This is a genomic window from Pseudomonas fontis, from assembly GCF_028656955.1.
GTDB classification, from domain to species: Bacteria; Pseudomonadota; Gammaproteobacteria; order Pseudomonadales; family Pseudomonadaceae; genus Aquipseudomonas; species Aquipseudomonas fontis.
In genome coordinates, this window is record NZ_JAMDGY010000024.1 from 32,957 (window position 1) to 51,886 (window position 18,930).

The window sequence follows — 18,930 nt, forward strand, 5'->3', positions numbered from 1 at the left end:
TAGGAGGGTCGGATTAAGTGCTATTTGGTTTTTGACGCCATTTTTTTAGCGGGGATGAATCACTGTGGGAGCTGGCTTTGCCAGCGAAGGCGGTGGCCCTGTCGCCGGCAAGGCCGGCCACAGGGTTGGTGTTCGGATGATTCAGGCTGGCTCTTTGACGTTGAGAATATTGAGCAGGATTTGCACATTCTGGGCAGCATCATGCCCCAGGCTGGTCAGATAGCCGCCATCGGGCTGGTCGGTCAGTTTTTTTTCATGCAGGCGCGTGGCCGCAGCGATGATGGCTGGGGACGCAGTGTTATGCACCTTGATCCCTTCCTGGCTGCTATCCAGGTTGAACAGGGCAAGGACTTCCAGCTCGGCGATCAGTTCGGGGGTAAACGACATAGAGACTCCGACTTCCAGACAAGGAGGGCAGCACCGTTGTCGGTGCCTGGCTTTGCAGTGTAGTCACGGAACCGGGCGTTTGCCTCAGTCCTTTTCCGGTGGCAGTTCCGGCAGCGCGCGCAGGGCGGTTTCGTACCATTCGCGGTTGAACGGACGGTTCTCGTCAAGCATGGCATCGATCTCGAATGCCAGCACATGGGCCATCATTTCAAGGATGTCATCACGCTCGTAGCCGACCAGGGTCAGCTTGTTCAGGGTGGCCGAGGCCGCCGCCGGCTCGCCGCTTTCGAGCTGGTTCTCGATCGCCTGGATCAGGGTGTCGGCAGCGAACTCTTCTTCGTCGCTGTCGATTTCGTTGTGCTCGCTCATGGGCGCACTCCTCTGGGTGGGCGCCCAGTTTGCCACGGGCGCGCGGCCAATGCCCTGCTATCGATGCGCCGCATGATGCTGGTCAGCCTGTGACAATCGGTCTATAACAGCCCGGCCATCCCCTCACGGCCTGGAGGCTGTCTTTCATGCTCAAGCTTCATGGATTTGCGGTCAGCAACTACTACAACATGGTCAAGCTGGCGCTGCTGGAAAAGGGCGTGCCCTTCGAAGAAGTGCTGTTTTTCGGCGGCCAGAGCCCCGAAGCACTCAAGCGCAGCCCGCACGGCAAGGTCCCGGTGCTCGAGACCGAGCACGGCTTCCTGAGTGAAACCAGCCTGATCCTCGACTACATCGAGCAGACCCAGCCGGGCAAGAAATTGCTGCCCGAAGGCGTGTTCGCCCAGGCCAAGGTGCATGAGCAGGCCAAGGAAATCGAGCTGTACATCGAGCTGCCGGCCCGTGCCCTGTACCCGGAAGCCTTCTTCGGCGGCCGGGTTGACCCGGCCATCAAGGAAAAGGCCAAGGCCGAGCTGCTCGCAGGCCTGGCCACGCTCAAGCGCAACGGCAAGTTCGCGCCCTATGTGGCAGGCGAGCAGATGACCATCGCCGACATGCTGTTCTGCTTCAGCGTCGACCTGGCGTATGCGGTGGGCAAGAAAGTCCTGGAGATGGACGTGCTGGAAGATTTCCCACAGGCCAAGGCCCTGCTTGAGCATTTCAAGCAGAACCCCAACGTGCAGAAGATTGCCGTGGACAAGGAAGCGCAGATGCCTGCGTTCCAGGAGATGGTCCGTACCGGCAAGCGCTAGCCGGACCGTCTTGCCACCGGCTTAGCGGCTGGCCAGCAGGGCCTGGCCGCGAGCCACGGCGGCGCGCACCTGGGCAGGTGCGGTGCCGCCGATGTGGTTACGCGCATTCACCGAGCCTTCCAGGGTCAGCACGGCGAACACGTCCTGCTCGATCTGGTCGCTGAACTGGCGCAGTTCTTCCAGGCTCATTTCGGCCAGGTCCTTGCCGGTGTCCACCCCGTATTTCACCGCGTGGCCGACGATTTCGTGGCAATCACGGAATGGCAGGCCGCGACGTACCAGGTAGTCAGCCAGGTCGGTTGCGGTGGAGAAGCCGCGCAGGGCTGCTTCACGCATGATCGCATGGCGCGGCTTGATCGCCGGGATCATGTCGGCAAAGGCGCGCAGCGAATCACGCAGGGTGTCGGCGGCGTCGAACAGCGGTTCCTTGTCTTCCTGGTTGTCCTTGTTGTAGGCCAGCGGCTGGCCTTTCATCAGGGTCAGCAGGCCCATCAGCGCGCCGAATACCCGGCCGGTCTTGCCGCGTACCAGTTCCGGCACGTCCGGGTTCTTCTTCTGCGGCATGATCGAGCTGCCGGTGCAGAAACGATCAGGCAAATCGATGAACTGGAACTGTGCACTGGTCCACAGCACCAGCTCTTCGGAGAAGCGCGACAGGTGCATCATGGCAATGCTCGCCGCCGCACAGAATTCGATGGCGAAGTCGCGGTCCGAGACGCCGTCCAGCGAGTTGCCGGCCACGGCTTCGAAGCCCAGCAGCTGGCAGGTCAGTTCGCGGTCGATCGGGTAGGTGGTGCCCGCCAGCGCCGCGCTGCCCAACGGCATGCGGTTGGCGCGCTTGCGGCAGTCGACCAGGCGCTCGTAGTCGCGGCTGAGCATTTCGAACCAGGCCAGCAGGTGGTGGCCGAAGGTGACCGGCTGGGCGGTCTGCAGGTGGGTGAAGCCGGGCATGACGCTCTCGGCTTCACGCTCGGCTTGCTCCAGCAGGCCCTGCTGCAGGCGGGTGATTTCGGCCAGGATCAGGTCGATCTCGTCACGCAGCCACAGGCGGATGTCGGTGGCGACCTGGTCGTTGCGGCTACGCCCGGTGTGCAGCTTCTTGCCGGTGACGCCGATGCGGTCGGTCAGGCGCGCCTCGATGTTCATGTGCACGTCTTCAAGGTCGACGCGCCAGTCAAAGTTGCCGGCCTCAATTTCGCCCTGAATGGTCTTCAGGCCATCGATGATGGTGTCGCGCTCGACGTCGGTGAGCACACCGACCTTGGCCAGCATGGTGGCGTGGGCAATCGAGCCCATGATGTCGTGGCGGTACAGGCGCTGGTCGAAATTGACGGAGGCGGTGAAACGGGCGACGAAAGCGTCGACAGGTTCACTGAAGCGGCCGCCCCAGGACTGGTTGGTCTTGTCAGTGCTCATGGACTCACTCGTTGAAGGCGTGAACGGGAAAAGTGGCGCAGATGATAACAGGGTTGCAGCGCCTGCCGGGGCTCGGCGGTCGGCACAAATGCGGGTTTATGTCGCACCCGGGGGGCGCGACAACGGGCCTGTTAAAGGATATTTATCGATTGAACGGCAGCGTTCCGGCAACCGTCTACAGTTGGACAGAGGATTGGCGACTTTACTGCCGCCTCAGTGAATCTTTAGCCATCGTGCGAGTCTGAGCGTGGATCGCCGTGACGGTCGTCACCTCACCTGTCTACGCTATCCTTGTGCGAGACTCACGCAGGAATCCAGCGCAATATGAATGTCCTGATCGTTGATGACGAAAGCCAAGCCCGCGAACGCCTGAGCCGACTGCTGGGCGAGCTGGAGGGCTATACAGTCCTGGAGCCCAGCGCCACCAATGGCGACGAGGCCCTGGCGCTGATCGACAGCCTCAAGCCTGAGGTGGTCCTGCTCGACATTCGCATGCCCGGCATGGACGGCCTCCAGGTCGCCGCCCGGTTGTGCGAGCGAGAGTCGCCACCGGCTGTGCTGTTTACCACCACCGAAGACGAATTCGACGTGCAGCCCTTCAAGGACAGCACGCTCAGTTACGTACTCAAGAGCACCGATGCTGCCGGGTTGCGTGAAGCCTTGCGCAAGGCCGAGCGGCCGAACCGGGTGCAACTGGCGGCGCTGACTCGCCCTGCCGCCGAAAGCGGCAACGGCCCACGCAGCCACATCAGCGCGCGCACCCGCAAGGGCATCGAGCTGATCCCCCTGAACCAGGTGGTGTACTTCATCGCCGACCACAAATACGTGACCCTGCGCCACGAAAGCGGCGAAGTGCTGCTCGATGAGCCGCTCAAGGCCCTGGAAGACGAGTTCGGCGAGCGCTTTGTGCGCATCCACCGCAACGCGCTGGTAGCCCGTGACCGCATCGAGCGCCTGCAACGTACGCCGCTGGGGCATTTCCAGCTGTTCCTCAAGGGTCTCAATGGCGATGCCCTGATCGTCAGCCGCCGTCATGTGGCCGGCGTGCGCAAGATGATGCAGCACCTTTAGCGCGGGACGGCAACGTTTGCGGCCAGGGACGGCGCGCCGGTGCGATGACATAGATCTGCAAGCGCGCGGTATTGTGCTGTTATCATCCGTGGCATTTACCTTGTACGGATCGATCCATGTCCACTCGTGAAATCCGCATCGCCACACGCAAAAGTGCCCTTGCCCTGTGGCAGGCCGAATACGTCAAAGCCCGCCTGGAACAGGCCCACCCCGGCCTGCTGGTGACCCTGGTGCCGATGGTCAGCCGAGGCGACAAGCTGCTCGACTCGCCGCTGTCGAAAATCGGTGGCAAGGGGTTGTTCGTCAAGGAGCTGGAAACAGCCCTGCTGGAAAACACCGCCGACATCGCCGTGCACTCGATGAAAGACGTGCCGATGGATTTCCCCGAGGGCCTGGGCCTGTTCTGCATCTGCGAGCGGGAAGACCCGCGCGACGCGTTCGTCTCCAATACCTTCAAGAGCCTTGATGACCTGCCTGCCGGGAGCATCGTCGGCACCTCCAGCCTGCGCCGCCAGGCCCAGTTGCTGGCCCGTCGTCCGGACCTGGAAATCCGCTTCCTGCGCGGCAACGTCAACACCCGCCTGGCCAAGCTCGATGCCGGCGAGTACGACGCGATCATCCTCGCTGCTGCCGGGTTGATCCGCCTGGGCTTCGAAGACCGCATCACCTCCGGCATCAGCGTCGATGACAGCCTGCCGGCCGGTGGCCAGGGCGCCGTGGGTATCGAGTGCCGCAGTGCCGACCGCGAGATCCATGCGTTGCTGGCGCCGCTGCACCATGCCGACACGGCAGACCGGGTGATCGCCGAGCGCGCCCTGAACAAACACCTCAATGGCGGCTGCCAGGTGCCGATTGCCTGCTACGCCGTGCTCGAAGGCGAGCAACTGTGGCTACGCGGCCTGGTCGGCGAGCCAAGCGGCGGCACGCTGCTCACCGCGCAGGCCCGCGCCGCGCGTGGCGACGCCGAGGCGCTGGGCATCCAGGTGGCCGAGGACCTGCTGGCGCAAGGTGCCGAAGACATCCTCAAAGCGGTCTATGGCGAGGCCGGCCACCCGTGACCGGCTGGCGCCTGCTGCTGACCCGGCCGGCTGAGGAGTGCGCGGCGCTGGCCGACACCCTGGCTGCTGCCGGGCTGTTCGGCAGCAGCCTGCCGTTGCTGGACATCGAGCCGCTGCCGGTGACTGACGCGCAGCAAGCCATCGTGCGTGACCTGAACCGCTATTGCGCGGTGATCGTGGTCAGCAAGCCGGCGGCGCGCCTGGGCCTGGAGCTGATCGAGCGCTGCGGCATCAGCGCGTTGACGCCGGCGTGGTTCACCGTCGGCGCTGCGTCGGCGGCGGTATTGCAGGCGCAGGGGCTGAGTGTGCATTTCCCGGCGCAGGGCGACGACAGCGAAGCCTTGCTGCAACTGCCACAACTGCAGGCCGCGATTGCCGGTGCAGCGCCGCGAGTGTTGATCATGCGTGGGGCTGAAGGGCGCGAGCTGCTGGCCGAGCAGTTGACCGCGCTGGGGGCATCTGTCGATTATCTGCCGTTGTACCGTCGCCAGTTGCCGGTGTACCCACCGGCCACCCTGTCGCGGCGTATTGCAGCGGAACGCCTGAATGGCCTGGTGGTCAGCAGTGGGCAGGGTTTTCAACACCTGCGTGAATTGGCCGGGGACGATTGGCCGCGCCTGGCGCGCTGGCCATTGTTCGTGCCCAGCCCGCGTGTCGCCGAGCTGGCCCGGGCCGCTGGCGCACAGCATGTTGTGGATTGCCGTGGCGCCAACGCCGCGGCTTTGCTGGCGGCGTTGCAGGAAACCCCTGCGCCCGCCCTCTAAGGCGCTAAGCTGATTGGCGACGTGCCTCAATGCAAAGGATGGATACGTGAGCGAAACTGCCTTGCCTAACGAAGATCTGCAGTCGGCGCCCGAGGCGCCCACGCAAACCCCCGCCAGCCCGAAGCGGGCCGGTACTGGCCTGGCGATTGTCGCCCTGCTGCTTGGTGCCGCAGGCGTCGCGGTGGGCGGCTGGGGCGTCTGGCAGGTGCGCCAGTTGCAAGGTGCGCACCTGGCCCAGAACGATCAATTGCTCGACCTGCGCGAGCAGACCCAGGCCCTGGAACAGAACGACCAGAAGCTCAGCAGCCAGCTCTCCAGCCTGCCAGCGGCAGCCGAGCTGGAAGAGCGCCGGCGCCTGGTGGCGCAGTTGCAGGGTGACCAGCAACGCCTGAGCCAGCGCCTGGAGACCGTGCTCGGTGCCAGCCGCAAGGACTGGCGCCTGGCCGAGGCCGAGCACTTGCTGCGCCTGGCCAGCCTGCGCCTGTCGGCCCTGCAGGACATCGCCAGCGCGCGTGCGCTGGTCGAAGGTGCCGACCAGATTCTGCGTGAACAAAGCGACCCGGCGTCCTTCGCCGCCCGAGAGCAACTGGCCCGCAGCGTGGCTGCCCTGAACAGTGTCGAGCAACCGGACCGCACTGGCTTGTTCCTGCAATTGGCCGCACTGCGTGAGCAGGTGGTGCAGCTCACCGCCATCGCCCCGGAGTTCAAGAATGACGGCGAGCCGCTGTTCGGCCTGACCGCCGACGGCGATGGCGCCAGTCGCTGGTCGCAGTGGTGGGAGCAGATCTCGCGCTTCTTCCGCATTGATTTCAACGCCGACAAGAACGTCAAGCCGCTGCTTGCCGGCCAGGCCCTGAACCAGGTGCGCCTGGCCCTGAGCCTGACGCTGGAGCAAGCCCAGTGGGCCGCGCTCAATGGCGAGGCGAAGGTCTACACCCAGGCCCTGGATGAAGCGCGCAGCGTGCTGCTGGCCAACTTCAACCGCGACAACGAGCAGAGCAAGATGATGCTCGAGCGCCTGGATGCCCTGGCCAAGGAAACCGTGACCGTGGTCACCCCTGATCTGGACGCCAGCCTGAAAGCCGTACAGGCCTACCTTGAGCGTCGCCACCTGCCGGCCGAAGAAGCCATCCTCCGGCAACCGGCGGCCCAGGACCGCCAGGAGCCTCGCCCATGAAGCGCACCTACCTGTGGGTGGTGCTGGCGATCGTGGCCGCGACCCTGCTGGGCATCGCGGTGGCCCGGCACAGTGGTTACGTGCTGATCGCCTATGACACCTTCCGTTTCGAATCCAGCCTGTGGGGCACCCTTGGCCTGTTGCTGGCGATCGTACTGCTGCTGTGGCTGGTGCGTTTCCTGGTGGGGCTGGTGCTGACCTCCAGTGGCGTTGTCAACCCGTGGTCGCGACGCAACCGCAGCCGCCGCACCCGGTTGTCCATCGAGCAAGGCCAGCTTGATTTGGCCGAGGGCCGATGGGCCAGCGCCCAGCGTCACCTGCACCGAGCCGCCGAAGCCGAGCGCCAGCCGCTGCTGTATTACCTCGGCGCGGCGCGCGCGGCCAACGAGCTGGGCCGTACCGAAGACAGCGACAACTTGCTCGAGCGTGCCCTGGAGCGTCAGCCCCAGGCCGAGCTGGCAATTGCCCTGACCCATGCGCAATTGCAGATGGACCGTGGCGACAGCCAGGCTGCACTGGAAACCTTGCAGGCCATGCACGAGCGTCACCCGCACAATGCCCAGGTATTGCGCCAGTTGCAGCGCCTGTATCAGCAGCAGGGTGACTGGTCGTCGCTGATCCGCCTGATGCCGGAACTGCGCAAGGATAAAGTCCTGCCCGCAGCGGAGCTGGCCGAGCTGGAAAAACGCGCCTGGGGTGCCAACCTGGGGTTGGCGGTGCAGCGTGAGGAGGAGGGGCAGAGCGCCCGCCAGGCGCTGGAACGGGCCTGGCAGCAACTGACCAACGCCCAGCGCCAGGAGCCGCAACTGGTCCTGGCGTATGCCGAGCAACTGCGCCAGCTGGGTGCCGAGAGCGACGCCGAAGAAGCCTTGCGCACGGCGCTCAAGCGCAGCTACGAAAGCCACCTGGCGCGCTTGTACGGGCTGGTGCGCGGCAGCGACCCGGCTCGCCAGTTGCAAACCGCAGAAGGCTGGCTCAAGCAGCACCCGGATGACCCGAGCCTGTTGCTGACCCTGGGTCGGCTGAGCCTGCAAAACCGTCTGTGGGGCAAAGCCCGCGACTACCTGGAAAGCAGCCTGCGCCAACAGCGCAATCCGGAAGCCTGCGCCGAGCTTGCACGCTTGCTTGCCAGCCTGGGCGATACCGAGCGCAGTAACCAGCTGTTTCAAGAAGGCCTGGGACTTTTGGACGAGCGCCTGCTTGCCTTACCCTTGCCAGATACCGCACGTGCTTGAAAACACAGGGGTTTGCCGCTGGGCAAACCCCTGTGTTTAACCCTCGTACAGCCGCGCTGACAGATCTGTCGCAGCGTAACGGAATATTCTGATCCCGCCTCTCGAAACGTCTCCATGGAATAGAGGATTTGTCCGGGCTGTCTTGCCTTGAAACAACGCAGGCCTTTCCTCTACCGTTGCTAGACCCCTTCACCGCACTTGGATTTGCCATGCCGTTGGCCCGTTTGCGCTCATTGTTTTCCGTAGCTTTGGTGGCGGCGCTGCTGGTGTTGGGCGGTGCGTTCTACCTCGAGTTTGCCCTTGGCCTGGCGCCTTGCCCGCTGTGCCAGACACAACGTTTTTTTCTCGGCGCGTTTGCAATCGTTTGCCTCTGGGGCGCGTTGCGCCCTGCCGCTGCGCCGGGCGCACGGCTGAGTGGTGGCCTGGCGTTGGGGCTGGCGTTGGCCGGGGCGCTGCTGGCGGCGCGCCAGGTCTGGCTGCAAGGCCGTACCCTGCCAGGTGAGACCGAGTGCCTGCACCCGCTGGGCTACCTGATCGAGCACGCCAGCCTGGGCGAACTGCTCGAAGCGCTGCTGCTGGGTACGCGAGAGTGCGTGGTGATGACCTGGAGTTTTCTCGACCTGAGCGTACCGGAGTGGAGCCTGCTGGCCTTCCTGGCCCTGGCCGGGTTGGCCTTGACCTACCTGGTCAGCGCACTTGACGCGGGCAAACGCTGAAACCTTGCGCCCGATCAGCTGGCGCGACCGGTGGCCGTCGCCGTCGGCATTAAACACTTGTATGAACTTTGTCTGCTGCGTACCTTGAAGCCAAGGGCGCTGGGGAATAATCTCCCCTGCACGCATACCGAAAACACAGCTGCTCGATGTCGTCTGCTGTTGTTACCCTTTGTGCCGCACGATCGCGCTACGGGAAGCAGGGGCATTACCCAGAAGGGATGAGATTGCCATGCTAGATAGTTGTCAGAATGCTCAGGAACGCTGGGGTGGGGTTCATCAGCTGATTGATCGCTGGCTGGATGAACGCAAAGAGCTGGTGCAGGCTTTCCGCAGTTTGCGCGACGCGAAGCCAGCATTCGCCGACAAGGACAAGAACCGCGATTTTTGCGCGATCCTGGTCGACTATGTTTCCGCCTGGCATTTCGAAATCAGCGAACAGCTGGTCAGTGAAGCCAAGGCCTTTGGTGATACCCGCGGCCTGGAGCTGGCCAAGCAGATCAGCCCGCGCATCGACGACACCACCCAGATCGCCCTGGCCTTCAACGACCACTGCGACAAGGGCGACTGCAACGACCCCGAACGTTTCGCCAAGAAGCTCACCGAGCTGGGCAGCCTGCTGCACGAACGCTTCGAGCTTGAAGACTGCCTGATCGAAGTGCTGCACAACGCCCACAAGGAAGAAGGCGCCGTCGAGGCCTGATGCAATGCCTGCCGTTGCCGACGCTCAGTCGGCAACACCGAGCAATTCGATTTCAAAGGTCAGTGGTGTGTAGGGTGGGATCAGGTTGCCTGCACCCTCCGCGCCGTAGGCGAGCGCCGAAGCAATTACCAGTCGCCAGGTCGAGCCGCTGGCCATCTTCGGCAACGCCAGCTGCCAGCCTTCAATCACACTGTCCAGGTTGAACCACTGCGGTTTTTCGCTCTGGTCGAACACCGTGCCGTCGGGCAATTTCCCCACGTATTTCACCTGCACCTTGCCACCGGCTTTTGGCGTGGTGCCGCTACCTGCAACCAGCTCGCTCATCAGCACGCCATCGGCTATTTCGCGTACGCCGGCACGGCTGCGTTCGGTGGTCATGAAGCGTCGCTCCGCTGCCAGCAACTGCTCGGTCTGCGACTGCGCGGCGGCGTCGTTGGCCTGCGTATCGTGCTGGCTGAGGATGGCCTCCATGCGCGCTTTGCTCAGGGCCAGCGGCTTGTTCTGATAGGCCTGTTGCAAGCCATCGATCAGCGCTTGCAGTTGCAGGTCCGGCACCTCTTCGCGTAAGCGCTCACCGAGGCTTGCGCCCAGGCTGTAGGCGAGGTCGTGCGGGCTTGCCGGTGCTTCAGGCGCTGCGGCAAACGCGGGTGTCAGCAGGCAGCAAAACGACAGCAAAAGAGTGCGCGACACAGGCTCGCTCCACGGGGCAAAAGTTCGGTTTGAAAGGGCACAAGTATGCCAGTGTCAGCCGCGACTTCCGGTAAATATCGGCAGCGTGTTTATCAGCATCTACACTTGTGCGCAGCTGCAGCAATAACAAACTTGCCCAGGCATGCAACGCGGCACGTTCATTACTGTCAACATGCCCTAGCGGCGGTAGCAGCACAGGTCTAGTATGAGCCGCAATTCCATCAGCCAGGAGGTAAGCCATGTCGGCCACTAAGAAGCCAGTAAGTACGCCGTTGCACCTGCTCCAAACACTCTCGAGCAGCCTGCTCGAACACTTGGAAAATGCCTGCTCGCAAGCGCTGGCTGATGCCGAAAAACTCTTGGCCAAGTTGGAAAAACAACGGGGCAAGGCGCAGGAAAAACTGCACAAGTCGCGCCTCAAACTGCAAGACGCTGCAGCGGCTGGCAAGTCCAAGGCACAGTCCAAAGCCAAGTCCGCCGTCGGTGAACTTGAAGGGCTGCTGGACTCGCTCAAGGACCGTCAATCGCAAACCCGCGTCTACATCGTGCAGCTCAAGCGTGACGCGCAAGAAAGCCTGAAACTTGCCCAGGGTGTTGGCAAGGTCAAGGAAGCGGCGGCCAAGGCACTGACCCAACGCACTGCCAAGCCAGCGGCTGCGGCCAAGCCTGCAGCAAAACCTGCAGCGCGCACGGCTGCCAAACCTGCCGCGAAAACAGCGGCGGCCAAGGCACCTGCCAAGCCTGCGGCCAAAGTTGCTGCGGTCAAGCCTGCGGCAAAACCTGCCGCCAAGCCTGCAGCCAAAGTTGCAGCTGCCAAGCCTGCCGCCAAACCTGCGGCAAAACCGGTAGCCGCGAAGCCCGCCGCTAAACCAGCAGCTCGCACCGCTGCTGCCAAGGCGCCGGCCAAGCCTGCCGCCAAACCCGTTGCGGCCAAACCGGCTGCCGCCAAACCTGCGGCCAAGCCAGCGGCACGTCCTGCTGCTGCCAAGGCTGCGGCCAAACCCGCTGCCAAACCAGTAGCAGCGGCCAAGCCTGCTGCAAAACCTGCGGCCAAAACCGCAGCCGCCAAGCCAGCCGCGAAACCTGCTGCCAAGCCTGCGGCAAAACCTGCCGCTGCCAGAACAGCAGCCAAACCTGCCGCCAAACCGGCTGTAGCGGCCAAGCCTGCAACGCCAGCCCCGACGGCGGCCAAGCCAGCTACTCCAGCAGCACCGGCAGCGGTGGCCAGCACCCCGGCCAGCAGCACGCCAGCCGTTCAGTCCCCGTCGACCGCGTCCTGAGTCGATCGCACTGCGGCGCGCAGCACTTGCAGCGCGTCGTGGTGCAAGCGGGCGCTGGTGGGGGTCAATGCCTCCAACCAGTCTTGCTGGATCCCTGGAAGGTTGCGTTGCCAACCTTCGCAGGCTAGCTGCAAGCGCTCCAGCAATTGCCGTTCGGCATTCATCTCCAAGCCTTTCACCTGCTCGCGCAGCACCGCCAGTTCGGCGTCGTGCTGGGCCTTCGCGCGCCACTGCCGGCGCAATTCGCGTAGCGGCTGCACCACATCATGCTGCCAGGGGCCGGCCAAGCGTCGCAGCTGTTCGACGCGCGGGTCTTCCAGGCGAATCTGTCGGCTGTCGAGCCACGCTGCGCACAACAACAGGCACACATCCGCGCCCTGGGCTTGCAGGTTTAGGCAGGCCGCCTCGACGCCGGGGCGGGCATACAAGGTGATGGCGAAATTCCACAGGTCGGTGTGCATGGTCCCACTCGCGCCAGTTGCCGGCGAAGCTGGTAGACTCCGCCGCCATTATGATCAGACTTTCGAACCTCACTTTACAGCGTGGTCCCCAGCGCCTGCTAGAAGACGCTGAGTTGACCCTGCACGCCGGTCACAAGGCCGGCCTGATCGGTGCCAATGGCGCCGGTAAATCCAGCCTTTTCGCGCTGCTGCGTGGCGAGCTTAGCCCGGACGCAGGCGAATGCCAGCTGCCCGCTGACTGGCGCATCGCGCACATGCGCCAGGAAGTCGATACCCTCGACCGCCTCGCCGTGGACTACGTGCTGGACGGCGACGTGCAGCTACGCAAGGTACAGCGTGAACTGGCCGCCGCCGAGCTGGCCCACGACGGTACCGTCGTCGCGCGCCTGCACATCGAGCTCGATAGCGCCGACGGCTATACCGCCGATGCGCGCGCGCGCAAGCTGCTGGCAGGCCTGGGCTTCAGCAACGAGCAGATGGACCGGCGCGTCGGCGACTTCTCCGGCGGCTGGCGGATGCGCCTGAACCTGGCGCAGGCACTGATGTGCCCCTCCGACCTGCTGTTGCTCGATGAACCGACCAACCACCTGGACCTCGATGCCATCCTCTGGCTGGAAGACTGGCTCAAGAGCTACCCGGGCACCCTGTTGCTGATCTCCCACGACCGCGATTTTCTCGATGCGGTGGTCGACCATGTCGCACACGTAGAACAGTGCAAGCTTACGCTCTATCGTGGCGGTTACACCGCCTTCGAGCGGGCCCGTGCCGAGCGCCTGGCGCAGCAGCAACAGGCCTACGAGAAGCAGCAGGCCCAGCGCGAGCACATGGAAAAGTACATCGCCCGCTTCAAGGCCCAGGCCACCAAAGCCCGTCAGGCACAAAGCCGGATCAAGGCCCTGGAACGCATGGAGGAGCTGTCGGCGGCGCACGTTGATTCTCCGTTCGACTTCGTCTTCCGTGAATCGCAGAAGATCTCCAGCCCGCTGCTCGACCTGTCCGAAGCGCGCCTGGGCTATGGCGACAAGACCATCCTCGAGAAGGTCAAGTTGCAGCTCACGCCGGGCGCACGGATCGGCCTGCTCGGGCCGAACGGCGCGGGTAAATCGACCCTGATCAAGAACCTTGCCGGCGAGCTGGAGCCCCTTGCGGGCCGCCTGGTGCGTGGCGAGAACCTGGTGGTGGGCTATTTCGCCCAGCATCAGCTGGACTCTCTCGACAGCAAGGCCAGCCCGTTGCTGCACCTGCAACGCCTGGCGCCGACCGAGCGCGAGCAGACCCTGCGCGACTTCCTCGGTGGTTTCGACTTCCGCGGCGCGCGCATCGACGAGCCGGTGCTGAACTTCTCCGGTGGTGAAAAGGCCCGTCTGGCCCTGGCGCTGATTGCCTGGGAACGGCCGAACCTGCTGCTGCTCGACGAACCGACCAACCACCTGGACCTGGAAATGCGCCTGGCGCTGACCATGGCCCTGCAGGAATTCAGTGGCGCGGTACTGGTGGTCTCCCACGACCGTCACCTGCTCAAGAGCACCACAGATGACTTCCTGCTGGTCGCGGACGGCAAGGTCGAGACCTTCGACGGCGACCTGGACGACTATTCCCGTTGGCTGGTCGAGTACCGCCAGCGCAATGCGCCGGTCAGCAACACCCCGGTCAACCCGGACAAGACCGACAAGAAGGCCCAGCGCCAGGCGGCGGCTGCCCTGCGTCAGCAGTTGGCACCGCACAAGCGCGAGGCCGACAAGCTTGAAGCCGAGCTGGGCAAGTTGCATGAGCAACTGGCCTCGGTCGAGACCAGCCTGGGCGACAGCGCAGTCTATGAAGCGGCGCGCAAGGACGAGCTGCGCGACCTGCTGGCCCGTCAGGCCCAGCTCAAATCGCGTGAGGCCGAGGTGGAAGAGGCGTGGATGAGCGCCCTGGAAACCCTTGAGGCGATGCAGGCTGAGCTGGAGGCGATGTCTTGATGGCGGCGCTGGACCTGAACCTGCCGGTGGAGTGGATCGGGCCATTCTGGATGGGCTTGCAGATCCTGCTGATCCTGGTGGTGGCGTTTGTCCTGCAGCGGATCATCAGCCGCTGCCTGATCCGCCTGAGCCACAGCTACACCCTGCCGCCGCAATTGATGGTGCCGCTGCGCGGCGCCCTGCGCTGGCTGATCATGGGCAGCGCGCTGATCATCGTGCTCGAACGCCTGGGCGTCTCGGCGACGGTGTTGTGGACGGCGCTCTCAGGCTTCGTCGCGGTGGCGGCGGTGGCCTTCTTCGCCATGTGGAGCGTGCTGTCGAACCTGCTGTGCGCGGTGCTGATCTTCACGGTCGGGCCGTTTCGCATCGGCGATGTCGTCGAGCTGGTGGAAACCCTCGACAAGCCGGGCGTCAAGGGTCGGGTGACGGCCATCAACCTGCTGTTCACCACCCTGGTGGAAATGCCCGAGGCGGGCGGGGCGCTGGTACAGGTGCCGAACAGCCAGTTCTTCCAGAAGTGCGTGCGCCGCTGGCGTGGTACGGACGTGCTGCCGATGGTGGGCGAAGACAAGCCTGCCGGCGGCAATTGATCGCCCGCCGAAAAAAACCGTGGTGATTTTTTCGGCGACGGATTAGCGTTGAGCCTCGTACAGCGTCTGATTCGAGGTGTGTAATGTCTCTGGAAACGTGGTTGGCCTTCTTTGCCGCCTGTTGGGTTATCAGCCTTTCGCCTGGGGCTGGGGCGATTGCCTCGATGTCCTGTGGCCTGCAATACGGCTTCTGGCGTGGTTACTGGAACGCGCTAGGCCTGCAGCTGGGGCTGGTGATGCAGATCGCGATCATCGCCGCGGGCGTGGGCGCGGTGCTGGCGGCGTCGGCGACCGCGTTCCATGTGATCAAGTGGTTTGGCGTGGCCTACCTGATTTATCTTGCGGTCAAGCAGTGGCGTGCGCTGCCGGCGGACCTTGCCGATGAGTCGGCGGTGCGCCCGATCGGCAAGCCGCTGAGCCTGGTGTTCCGGGGTTTCCTGGTCAACGTCAGCAACCCCAAGGCGCTGATCTTCATGCTGGCGGTGCTGCCGCAGTTCATCAACCCGCACGCCGACCTGCTGCCGCAGTACCTGACCATTTCCGCGACAATGGTGACCGTCGACCTGCTGGTGATGGCCGGTTACACCGGGCTGGCAGCGCGGGTGCTGCGCCTGTTGCGCACACCCAAGCAGCAACGGCGGATGAACCGTACCTTTGCCGGGTTGTTCCTCGGCGCGGCCACGCTGCTGGCAACCATCCGCCGGGCACCGGTCTGAGGTGTAGCCGCTGCCGTCAGGCTGCGCTCGCCTGCACCGCAGGCGCCGCTTTTGGGAGCCCTCACGGACTCCAGCGCAGCCTGTCGGCAGCGGCTACAGTGCCTTTGCCTGAGCCCAAAAAAAAGGCGACCCGAAGGTCGCCTTTTTCATGCCTCAGCGCAAAATGCGCGGCGGCTCATCGGGTGGCAGGTTGTTGCGCAGTGGCGCACGTTCCTGCTCCGGCATCACCCCAACCAGCTGTTCCTTCATCTGCTTGGCCACATCCAGGCCCAACTCCTTGGATACTTCACGCACGACACGCGGGCGGTTCAAGCTGACCCGCACATCCTGGCTGTTGACCAGCTTGGTGTCCTGGCCTTCACCCATGGCGGTGAACGCCGAGGTGATCTCGAAGGTCTTGGTGTTGATCAGGCTGAAGTCGGCCACCAGGGTCAGCCCGAGGATCGCCGAGTAGCTGTTGGTGTTGTCCAGCGAGGTGATGTCGCGCTGGAAGTCGATGTCCGACAGGGTCCCGAACAGCACGTAGTCAGCACCGGCAAAGTTGCCTTTCTTGATCCGGGCGATCACGTCATAGACGTCTTCGGTAGCCTTGGCGGTATACGGCTTGCCCTGCACCAGCTGGAACATCCCGGACTTGAGAATCTCGCCCTTGATGTCACCGCTGAACTTGCGCAGCTCGGTCTGCTCGATGTAGCTCTGGCTGCTCTCGTACTCGTTGTAGCTCGACGAGGAGCTGGCGCTGTACATGCTCGCCTGCGAGTTGCTCTGTGCCGAAACCATGTGGATGTACTCCTCCACACGCTCCTGGTAGGCCAGGTCGGTCACCGCCACCTTCGGGGCCGCCTGCACGCTGAACGCGCAGGCCAGGCCAATGATGCTCATCCATGCACGCATTGCTTAGCGCTCCGTGGTCTTGCGGATTTCTTTCTCGTCCATCCACTCGGCCAGGCCGCTTTCCACGTCGATCAGCTGCAGGCTGAACTTGTAGAAGACGTCCTTGTAGTCGCTGCTACGCTTGACGATCGAGCTGATCGAGCCTTCCAGGCGGTACTTGGCGGCGATCATGTTGCCGGTCTTGGCAACCGTGTTTTTCTTGTACAGGCCGCTCTGGTTCTGCAGCTTGAGCTGGTCGACCTGGCTCTGCATCTGGGTGTTGTCGCTGGAGAAGCGGGCGGTGCCGGACTTCATCAGCTGGGTCTTGATCGAGGTGGTGATCTCGCGGGTATCGATGTACTCGCTGGTCTTGTTCTTCACGTCGTAGACCTGGACCACCGGGCGGCCTTGCAGGATGCCGGACTGGGCCAGGGAGCGGGTCATGCTCTCGGCGATCATCTGCAGGTCGGTGGAACCGAACTCGTTGGTTACCAGTTCAACGGCCTTGGTGTCGCCATAGCCGATGTTCTTGCCGCCCAGTACAGGGGAGTTGTTGGCGCAACCGCTGGCCAGTGCAACGACTACGGCGAGCAGGGAAAAACGGGCAAACATCATGTCAGGTGTCTCCTTCAACAGTAATTACTGAGCCTGTACTTCGATACGGAAGTCGGTCGCTTGGTGGACCGGGGCAATGGCGGGCAGCACGGTCGATTGCGATCCGTACAGGGTCAGGCTTTTCCAGCTTTCCTCATCGGCGACCGGGAAACCGTCGTCACCCAGCCAGGCAAAGCGGTAGAACATGGTCTTGTTGCTGCTGCTGGTGTTGTTCAGCCCAGCCTTGACGGTGAGGAAGCCGTTCTCGCGGGCGACCCGCATCGGGCCGACCTCGATGTTTTTCAGTTTGCCCATCACCACCACCTTGCTGGCGGCGCTGCCAGGGGCTGGAGGCGGGGTCGCACAACCAGCCAGCAGGGCGGTTGCGAGTGCGGCGAGAAGCTTGAAGCGCATGACTATTCCTTACGTTACTTGAGGGTGGCGACGGACTGCGCAGCAGGCGGGGTCTCGACCTGCAAGGCAGGGCCACCGGCAAATACGCGGTTACCGACAACACGTACCGTCACCACTTGATACGGACGATCGATGTTGACCTTTACCTGGGTGCCGCCCAGGTTCGACGGCAGGTTGAGCACGTGCTCGCCTTGGCTCAGGCGCACGCGGGCAACCTGGGTCGCGTCTGGCAGGGTGCGCCAGGTACGGGTATCGGCACCTTCGGTGATTGCTGAAGCCAGGCCCACGGCCAGGCCCGCCAGCGGGTTGACGTCGTTGATCTGCTTTTGTGCCACGCCACGGCTGATGGCCCGCACGCTGGTGCGCAGGATGATCCCCGGCATGTCATCGCGCAGGGCGCGGCGGGACATCGCGGTGGTGCTGTTGAGGGCGGTCAGGTTCAGCGGCTTGCGGTCCAGCTCGATCTGCGCGAAGTGCGGCGTGGAGGTGTCTTCCTTGATGATCGGGAACGACAGCGGGGTGATCACCAGGTTGCCGCTGATCGGCAGTGGCAGCGGGATGCGCACCGAGTCACGGGACGGGGCCAGGCCGCTCTGGACAACGATCAGCACGTCGCTGCCGGCATTTTTGGCTGGGGTCTTGTCCAGCTCGGTCAGGGCTTGTTCCAGCAGCGGGGTGTTCGGGCGCAGTTCGGCCGCCTTGCGGTAGCCCGGTGCAGCCAGGCCTTTCTCACCCAGGGCCTCGTAGACGAAGCCGGACAGGTAGTGGCTGAACGCACTCTGGTAGCTGTTCTTCAGGCCGACCACTTCCGGGGCGTCGAGCGCGGCCACCGGGTAGCCCTTGAGGTCTTTGTACTCGGTGTGGACGCCTTCTTTCTCGGCTTGCTCTTCGCGCTTGAGGTATTCCTTGTCGCGCAGCTCGGCAATCACCGCTTCGCGTTCGTGGGTCTTCTTGATTTCGGTGCGGGCGCCGTCGAAGTCGTTCTGGGCCAGCAGGTTCAGGGCCATCTGCGTGGTCAGCATGACTTTCTCGTAGTCATAGCCTTCGTAGCGACGCACCTTGTCGTTGACCAGGTAGCTGCCGAACTGGCCCAGGTACTTGTCGGTGTCCAGCTTGACCGACTCTTCCCACTTGAACACCACGCTGTCGGCTTCGCGCCAGGCCGTCTGGCTGCCCGCCAGGTCGCCCTTGGAGCGCAGCAGCTCACCCTTCTCGAAGTAGTAGAGCAGGTCCTTGTCTTCACCGGTGTTGTTCTTTTCCAGCAAGGCCAATGCGGCATCGACGTTGCCGCTGCTCAGGTGCTGGTTGGTTTGTTGCAGTTCGCCGTCGTAGTTGCGGAACGCAGCGCAGCCTGTCAGCTGGACGGCGGCGCAAAGCATGGCGATGGTGAGGACACGGGATGCCATCTGATCTTCTTTCCCTGAATAGGTGTGCAGCCCGCGCGGGTGGCCGTTTTGCCCTTTGGGGTTAGACCCAAATCCTCTGAAGCGAGGAGCGAAAATTCCAGTTCGCTATAACGAAACGGGCGGCATTATAAGCGTAATTGCTGGCTAAATAATGGCGTTTTGACGTGATTTTTCTGGCGCGTGCCATCATTTCGGAGATGCCCTGCGCTGGTAGCGGCCTATTTCCCACGCTGGAATGGGAAT

General features: G+C 63.6%; 21 protein-coding genes and 1 pseudogene. 13 read left to right on the forward strand and 9 right to left on the reverse strand.

The features are described 5' to 3' along the window. Positions 1 to 141: 141 nt before the first annotated feature. Positions 142 to 387: a TIGR02647 family protein gene (locus M5G11_RS09590; RefSeq protein WP_273913108.1), complete on the reverse strand. Its 246-nt coding sequence runs from the start codon at positions 385 to 387 to the stop codon at positions 142 to 144. 84 nt (positions 388 to 471) lie between these two features. Beyond that, positions 472 to 756: a hypothetical protein gene (locus M5G11_RS09595; RefSeq protein WP_273913109.1), complete on the reverse strand. Its 285-nt coding sequence runs from the start codon at positions 754 to 756 to the stop codon at positions 472 to 474. Positions 757 to 902: 146 nt separating this feature from the next. Between M5G11_RS09595 and M5G11_RS09600 the strand changes: the two genes are divergently transcribed. Continuing rightward, a complete protein-coding gene (locus M5G11_RS09600; RefSeq protein WP_273913110.1) occupies positions 903 to 1,565 on the forward strand; it encodes a glutathione S-transferase family protein in 663 nt (220 codons plus the stop codon). Positions 1,566 to 1,586: 21 nt separating this feature from the next. Here the strand turns inward: M5G11_RS09600 and argH are convergent, their stop codons facing one another. Next, on the reverse strand, positions 1,587 to 2,981 hold the full coding sequence (gene argH / locus M5G11_RS09605) for an argininosuccinate lyase (protein ID WP_273913111.1): 1,395 nt from the start codon (positions 2,979 to 2,981) through the stop codon (positions 1,587 to 1,589). 220 nt (positions 2,982 to 3,201) lie between these two features. Here argH and M5G11_RS09610 point away from each other — a divergent pair. From M5G11_RS09610 to rsd, 8 genes and pseudogenes are all read left to right on the forward strand, one after another. Further along, positions 3,202 to 3,309: pseudogene (locus M5G11_RS09610) on the forward strand (sensor histidine kinase); the annotation flags it as partial. Continuing rightward, positions 3,306 to 4,052, forward strand: coding sequence for a LytR/AlgR family response regulator transcription factor (locus M5G11_RS09615; protein ID WP_273913112.1), 747 nt, complete (start codon positions 3,306 to 3,308; stop codon positions 4,050 to 4,052). The pseudogene M5G11_RS09610 and the gene M5G11_RS09615, both read left to right, overlap by 4 nt. A gap of 116 nt (positions 4,053 to 4,168) precedes the next feature. Continuing rightward, a complete protein-coding gene (gene hemC / locus M5G11_RS09620) occupies positions 4,169 to 5,110 on the forward strand; it encodes a hydroxymethylbilane synthase (protein ID WP_273913113.1) in 942 nt (313 codons plus the stop codon). Then, positions 5,107 to 5,874, forward strand: a complete 768-nt coding sequence (locus M5G11_RS09625) for a uroporphyrinogen-III synthase (RefSeq protein ID WP_273913114.1) — start codon at positions 5,107 to 5,109, stop codon at positions 5,872 to 5,874. Before hemC ends, M5G11_RS09625 begins: the two co-directional genes overlap by 4 nt. Before the next feature lie 46 nt (positions 5,875 to 5,920). Then, positions 5,921 to 7,051, forward strand: a complete 1,131-nt coding sequence (locus tag M5G11_RS09630; RefSeq protein ID WP_273913115.1) for a uroporphyrinogen-III C-methyltransferase — start codon at positions 5,921 to 5,923, stop codon at positions 7,049 to 7,051. Next, a complete protein-coding gene (locus M5G11_RS09635; RefSeq protein WP_273913116.1) occupies positions 7,048 to 8,286 on the forward strand; it encodes a heme biosynthesis HemY N-terminal domain-containing protein in 1,239 nt (412 codons plus the stop codon). Before M5G11_RS09630 ends, M5G11_RS09635 begins: the two co-directional genes overlap by 4 nt. 209 nt (positions 8,287 to 8,495) lie before the next feature. Continuing rightward, the gene (locus M5G11_RS09640; protein WP_273913117.1) at positions 8,496 to 9,002 is read left to right on the forward strand and encodes a disulfide bond formation protein B; all 507 of its coding nucleotides are present in this window, start codon (positions 8,496 to 8,498) and stop codon (positions 9,000 to 9,002) included. A gap of 229 nt (positions 9,003 to 9,231) precedes the next feature. Continuing rightward, positions 9,232 to 9,702 carry a sigma D regulator gene (gene rsd / locus M5G11_RS09645; RefSeq protein WP_273913118.1) on the forward strand — a complete coding sequence of 157 codons (471 nt, stop codon included), beginning with the start codon at positions 9,232 to 9,234 and terminating at the stop codon, positions 9,700 to 9,702. A gap of 24 nt (positions 9,703 to 9,726) precedes the next feature. Here the strand turns inward: rsd and M5G11_RS09650 are convergent, their stop codons facing one another. Beyond that, positions 9,727 to 10,392, reverse strand: coding sequence for an FKBP-type peptidyl-prolyl cis-trans isomerase (locus M5G11_RS09650; protein WP_420793860.1), 666 nt, complete (start codon positions 10,390 to 10,392; stop codon positions 9,727 to 9,729). 239 nt (positions 10,393 to 10,631) lie between these two features. Here M5G11_RS09650 and M5G11_RS09655 point away from each other — a divergent pair, with 239 nt between their 5' ends. Then, on the forward strand, positions 10,632 to 11,672 hold the full coding sequence (locus M5G11_RS09655) for an AlgP family protein (RefSeq protein WP_273913119.1): 1,041 nt from the start codon (positions 10,632 to 10,634) through the stop codon (positions 11,670 to 11,672). Here M5G11_RS09655 and M5G11_RS09660 read toward each other — a convergent pair. Next, a complete protein-coding gene (locus tag M5G11_RS09660; RefSeq protein WP_273913120.1) occupies positions 11,648 to 12,133 on the reverse strand; it encodes a TIGR02444 family protein in 486 nt (161 codons plus the stop codon). The two genes, M5G11_RS09655 and M5G11_RS09660, sit on opposite strands and share 25 nt — an antisense overlap. 50 nt (positions 12,134 to 12,183) lie before the next feature. On the opposite strand from M5G11_RS09660, the gene M5G11_RS09665 reads away from it, so the two are divergent. The 3 genes from M5G11_RS09665 (at position 12,184) to M5G11_RS09675 (ending at position 15,400) form a co-directional block, all read left to right on the forward strand. Continuing rightward, the gene (locus M5G11_RS09665; protein ID WP_273913122.1) at positions 12,184 to 14,094 is read left to right on the forward strand and encodes an ATP-binding cassette domain-containing protein; all 1,911 of its coding nucleotides are present in this window, start codon (positions 12,184 to 12,186) and stop codon (positions 14,092 to 14,094) included. Then, the gene (locus tag M5G11_RS09670) at positions 14,094 to 14,684 is read left to right on the forward strand and encodes a mechanosensitive ion channel family protein (protein ID WP_273913123.1); all 591 of its coding nucleotides are present in this window, start codon (positions 14,094 to 14,096) and stop codon (positions 14,682 to 14,684) included. Before M5G11_RS09665 ends, M5G11_RS09670 begins: the two co-directional genes overlap by 1 nt. 83 nt (positions 14,685 to 14,767) lie before the next feature. Beyond that, the gene (locus M5G11_RS09675; protein ID WP_273913124.1) at positions 14,768 to 15,400 is read left to right on the forward strand and encodes a LysE family transporter; all 633 of its coding nucleotides are present in this window, start codon (positions 14,768 to 14,770) and stop codon (positions 15,398 to 15,400) included. A gap of 153 nt (positions 15,401 to 15,553) precedes the next feature. On the opposite strand, the gene M5G11_RS09680 is transcribed toward M5G11_RS09675, so the two are convergent. The 4 genes from M5G11_RS09680 to M5G11_RS09695 are packed head-to-tail and all read right to left on the reverse strand — an operon-like array spanning position 15,554 to position 18,687. Next, positions 15,554 to 16,294, reverse strand: a complete 741-nt coding sequence (locus M5G11_RS09680; protein WP_273909832.1) for a penicillin-binding protein activator LpoB — start codon at positions 16,292 to 16,294, stop codon at positions 15,554 to 15,556. A 3-nt stretch (positions 16,295 to 16,297) separates the two neighbouring features. After that, positions 16,298 to 16,885 (reverse strand): penicillin-binding protein activator LpoB, encoded by a 588-nt coding sequence (lpoB, locus tag M5G11_RS09685; RefSeq protein ID WP_273910047.1) that lies wholly within the window; start codon positions 16,883 to 16,885, stop codon positions 16,298 to 16,300. Positions 16,886 to 16,912: 27 nt separating this feature from the next. Then, a complete protein-coding gene (locus M5G11_RS09690) occupies positions 16,913 to 17,281 on the reverse strand; it encodes a YcfL family putative periplasmic lipoprotein (protein WP_273909833.1) in 369 nt (122 codons plus the stop codon). 14 nt (positions 17,282 to 17,295) lie between these two features. Continuing rightward, positions 17,296 to 18,687 carry a COG3014 family protein gene (locus tag M5G11_RS09695; protein ID WP_273909834.1) on the reverse strand — a complete coding sequence of 464 codons (1,392 nt, stop codon included), beginning with the start codon at positions 18,685 to 18,687 and terminating at the stop codon, positions 17,296 to 17,298. Positions 18,688 to 18,930: the final 243 nt, after the last annotated feature.

Coding starts and splice junctions, on each gene's coding strand:
- lpoB (WP_273910047.1), bottom strand. CDS start 16,885: ATGTTTGCCCGTTTTTCCCTGCTCGCCGTAGTCGTTGCACTGGCCAGC.
- M5G11_RS09615 (WP_273913112.1), top strand. CDS start 3,306: ATGAATGTCCTGATCGTTGATGACGAAAGCCAAGCCCGCGAACGCCTG.
- M5G11_RS09590 (WP_273913108.1), bottom strand. CDS start 387: ATGTCGTTTACCCCCGAACTGATCGCCGAGCTGGAAGTCCTTGCCCTG.
- hemC (WP_273913113.1), top strand. CDS start 4,169: ATGTCCACTCGTGAAATCCGCATCGCCACACGCAAAAGTGCCCTTGCC.
- M5G11_RS09635 (WP_273913116.1), top strand. CDS start 7,048: ATGAAGCGCACCTACCTGTGGGTGGTGCTGGCGATCGTGGCCGCGACC.
- M5G11_RS09595 (WP_273913109.1), bottom strand. CDS start 756: ATGAGCGAGCACAACGAAATCGACAGCGACGAAGAAGAGTTCGCTGCC.
- M5G11_RS09665 (WP_273913122.1), top strand. CDS start 12,184: ATGATCAGACTTTCGAACCTCACTTTACAGCGTGGTCCCCAGCGCCTG.
- M5G11_RS09690 (WP_273909833.1), bottom strand. CDS start 17,281: ATGCGCTTCAAGCTTCTCGCCGCACTCGCAACCGCCCTGCTGGCTGGT.
- M5G11_RS09680 (WP_273909832.1), bottom strand. CDS start 16,294: ATGCGTGCATGGATGAGCATCATTGGCCTGGCCTGCGCGTTCAGCGTG.
- M5G11_RS09670 (WP_273913123.1), top strand. CDS start 14,094: ATGGCGGCGCTGGACCTGAACCTGCCGGTGGAGTGGATCGGGCCATTC.
- M5G11_RS09695 (WP_273909834.1), bottom strand. CDS start 18,687: ATGGCATCCCGTGTCCTCACCATCGCCATGCTTTGCGCCGCCGTCCAG.
- argH (WP_273913111.1), bottom strand. CDS start 2,981: ATGAGCACTGACAAGACCAACCAGTCCTGGGGCGGCCGCTTCAGTGAA.
- M5G11_RS09660 (WP_273913120.1), bottom strand. CDS start 12,133: ATGCACACCGACCTGTGGAATTTCGCCATCACCTTGTATGCCCGCCCC.
- M5G11_RS09675 (WP_273913124.1), top strand. CDS start 14,768: ATGTCTCTGGAAACGTGGTTGGCCTTCTTTGCCGCCTGTTGGGTTATC.
- M5G11_RS09600 (WP_273913110.1), top strand. CDS start 903: ATGCTCAAGCTTCATGGATTTGCGGTCAGCAACTACTACAACATGGTC.
- rsd (WP_273913118.1), top strand. CDS start 9,232: ATGCTAGATAGTTGTCAGAATGCTCAGGAACGCTGGGGTGGGGTTCAT.
- M5G11_RS09655 (WP_273913119.1), top strand. CDS start 10,632: ATGTCGGCCACTAAGAAGCCAGTAAGTACGCCGTTGCACCTGCTCCAA.
- M5G11_RS09640 (WP_273913117.1), top strand. CDS start 8,496: ATGCCGTTGGCCCGTTTGCGCTCATTGTTTTCCGTAGCTTTGGTGGCG.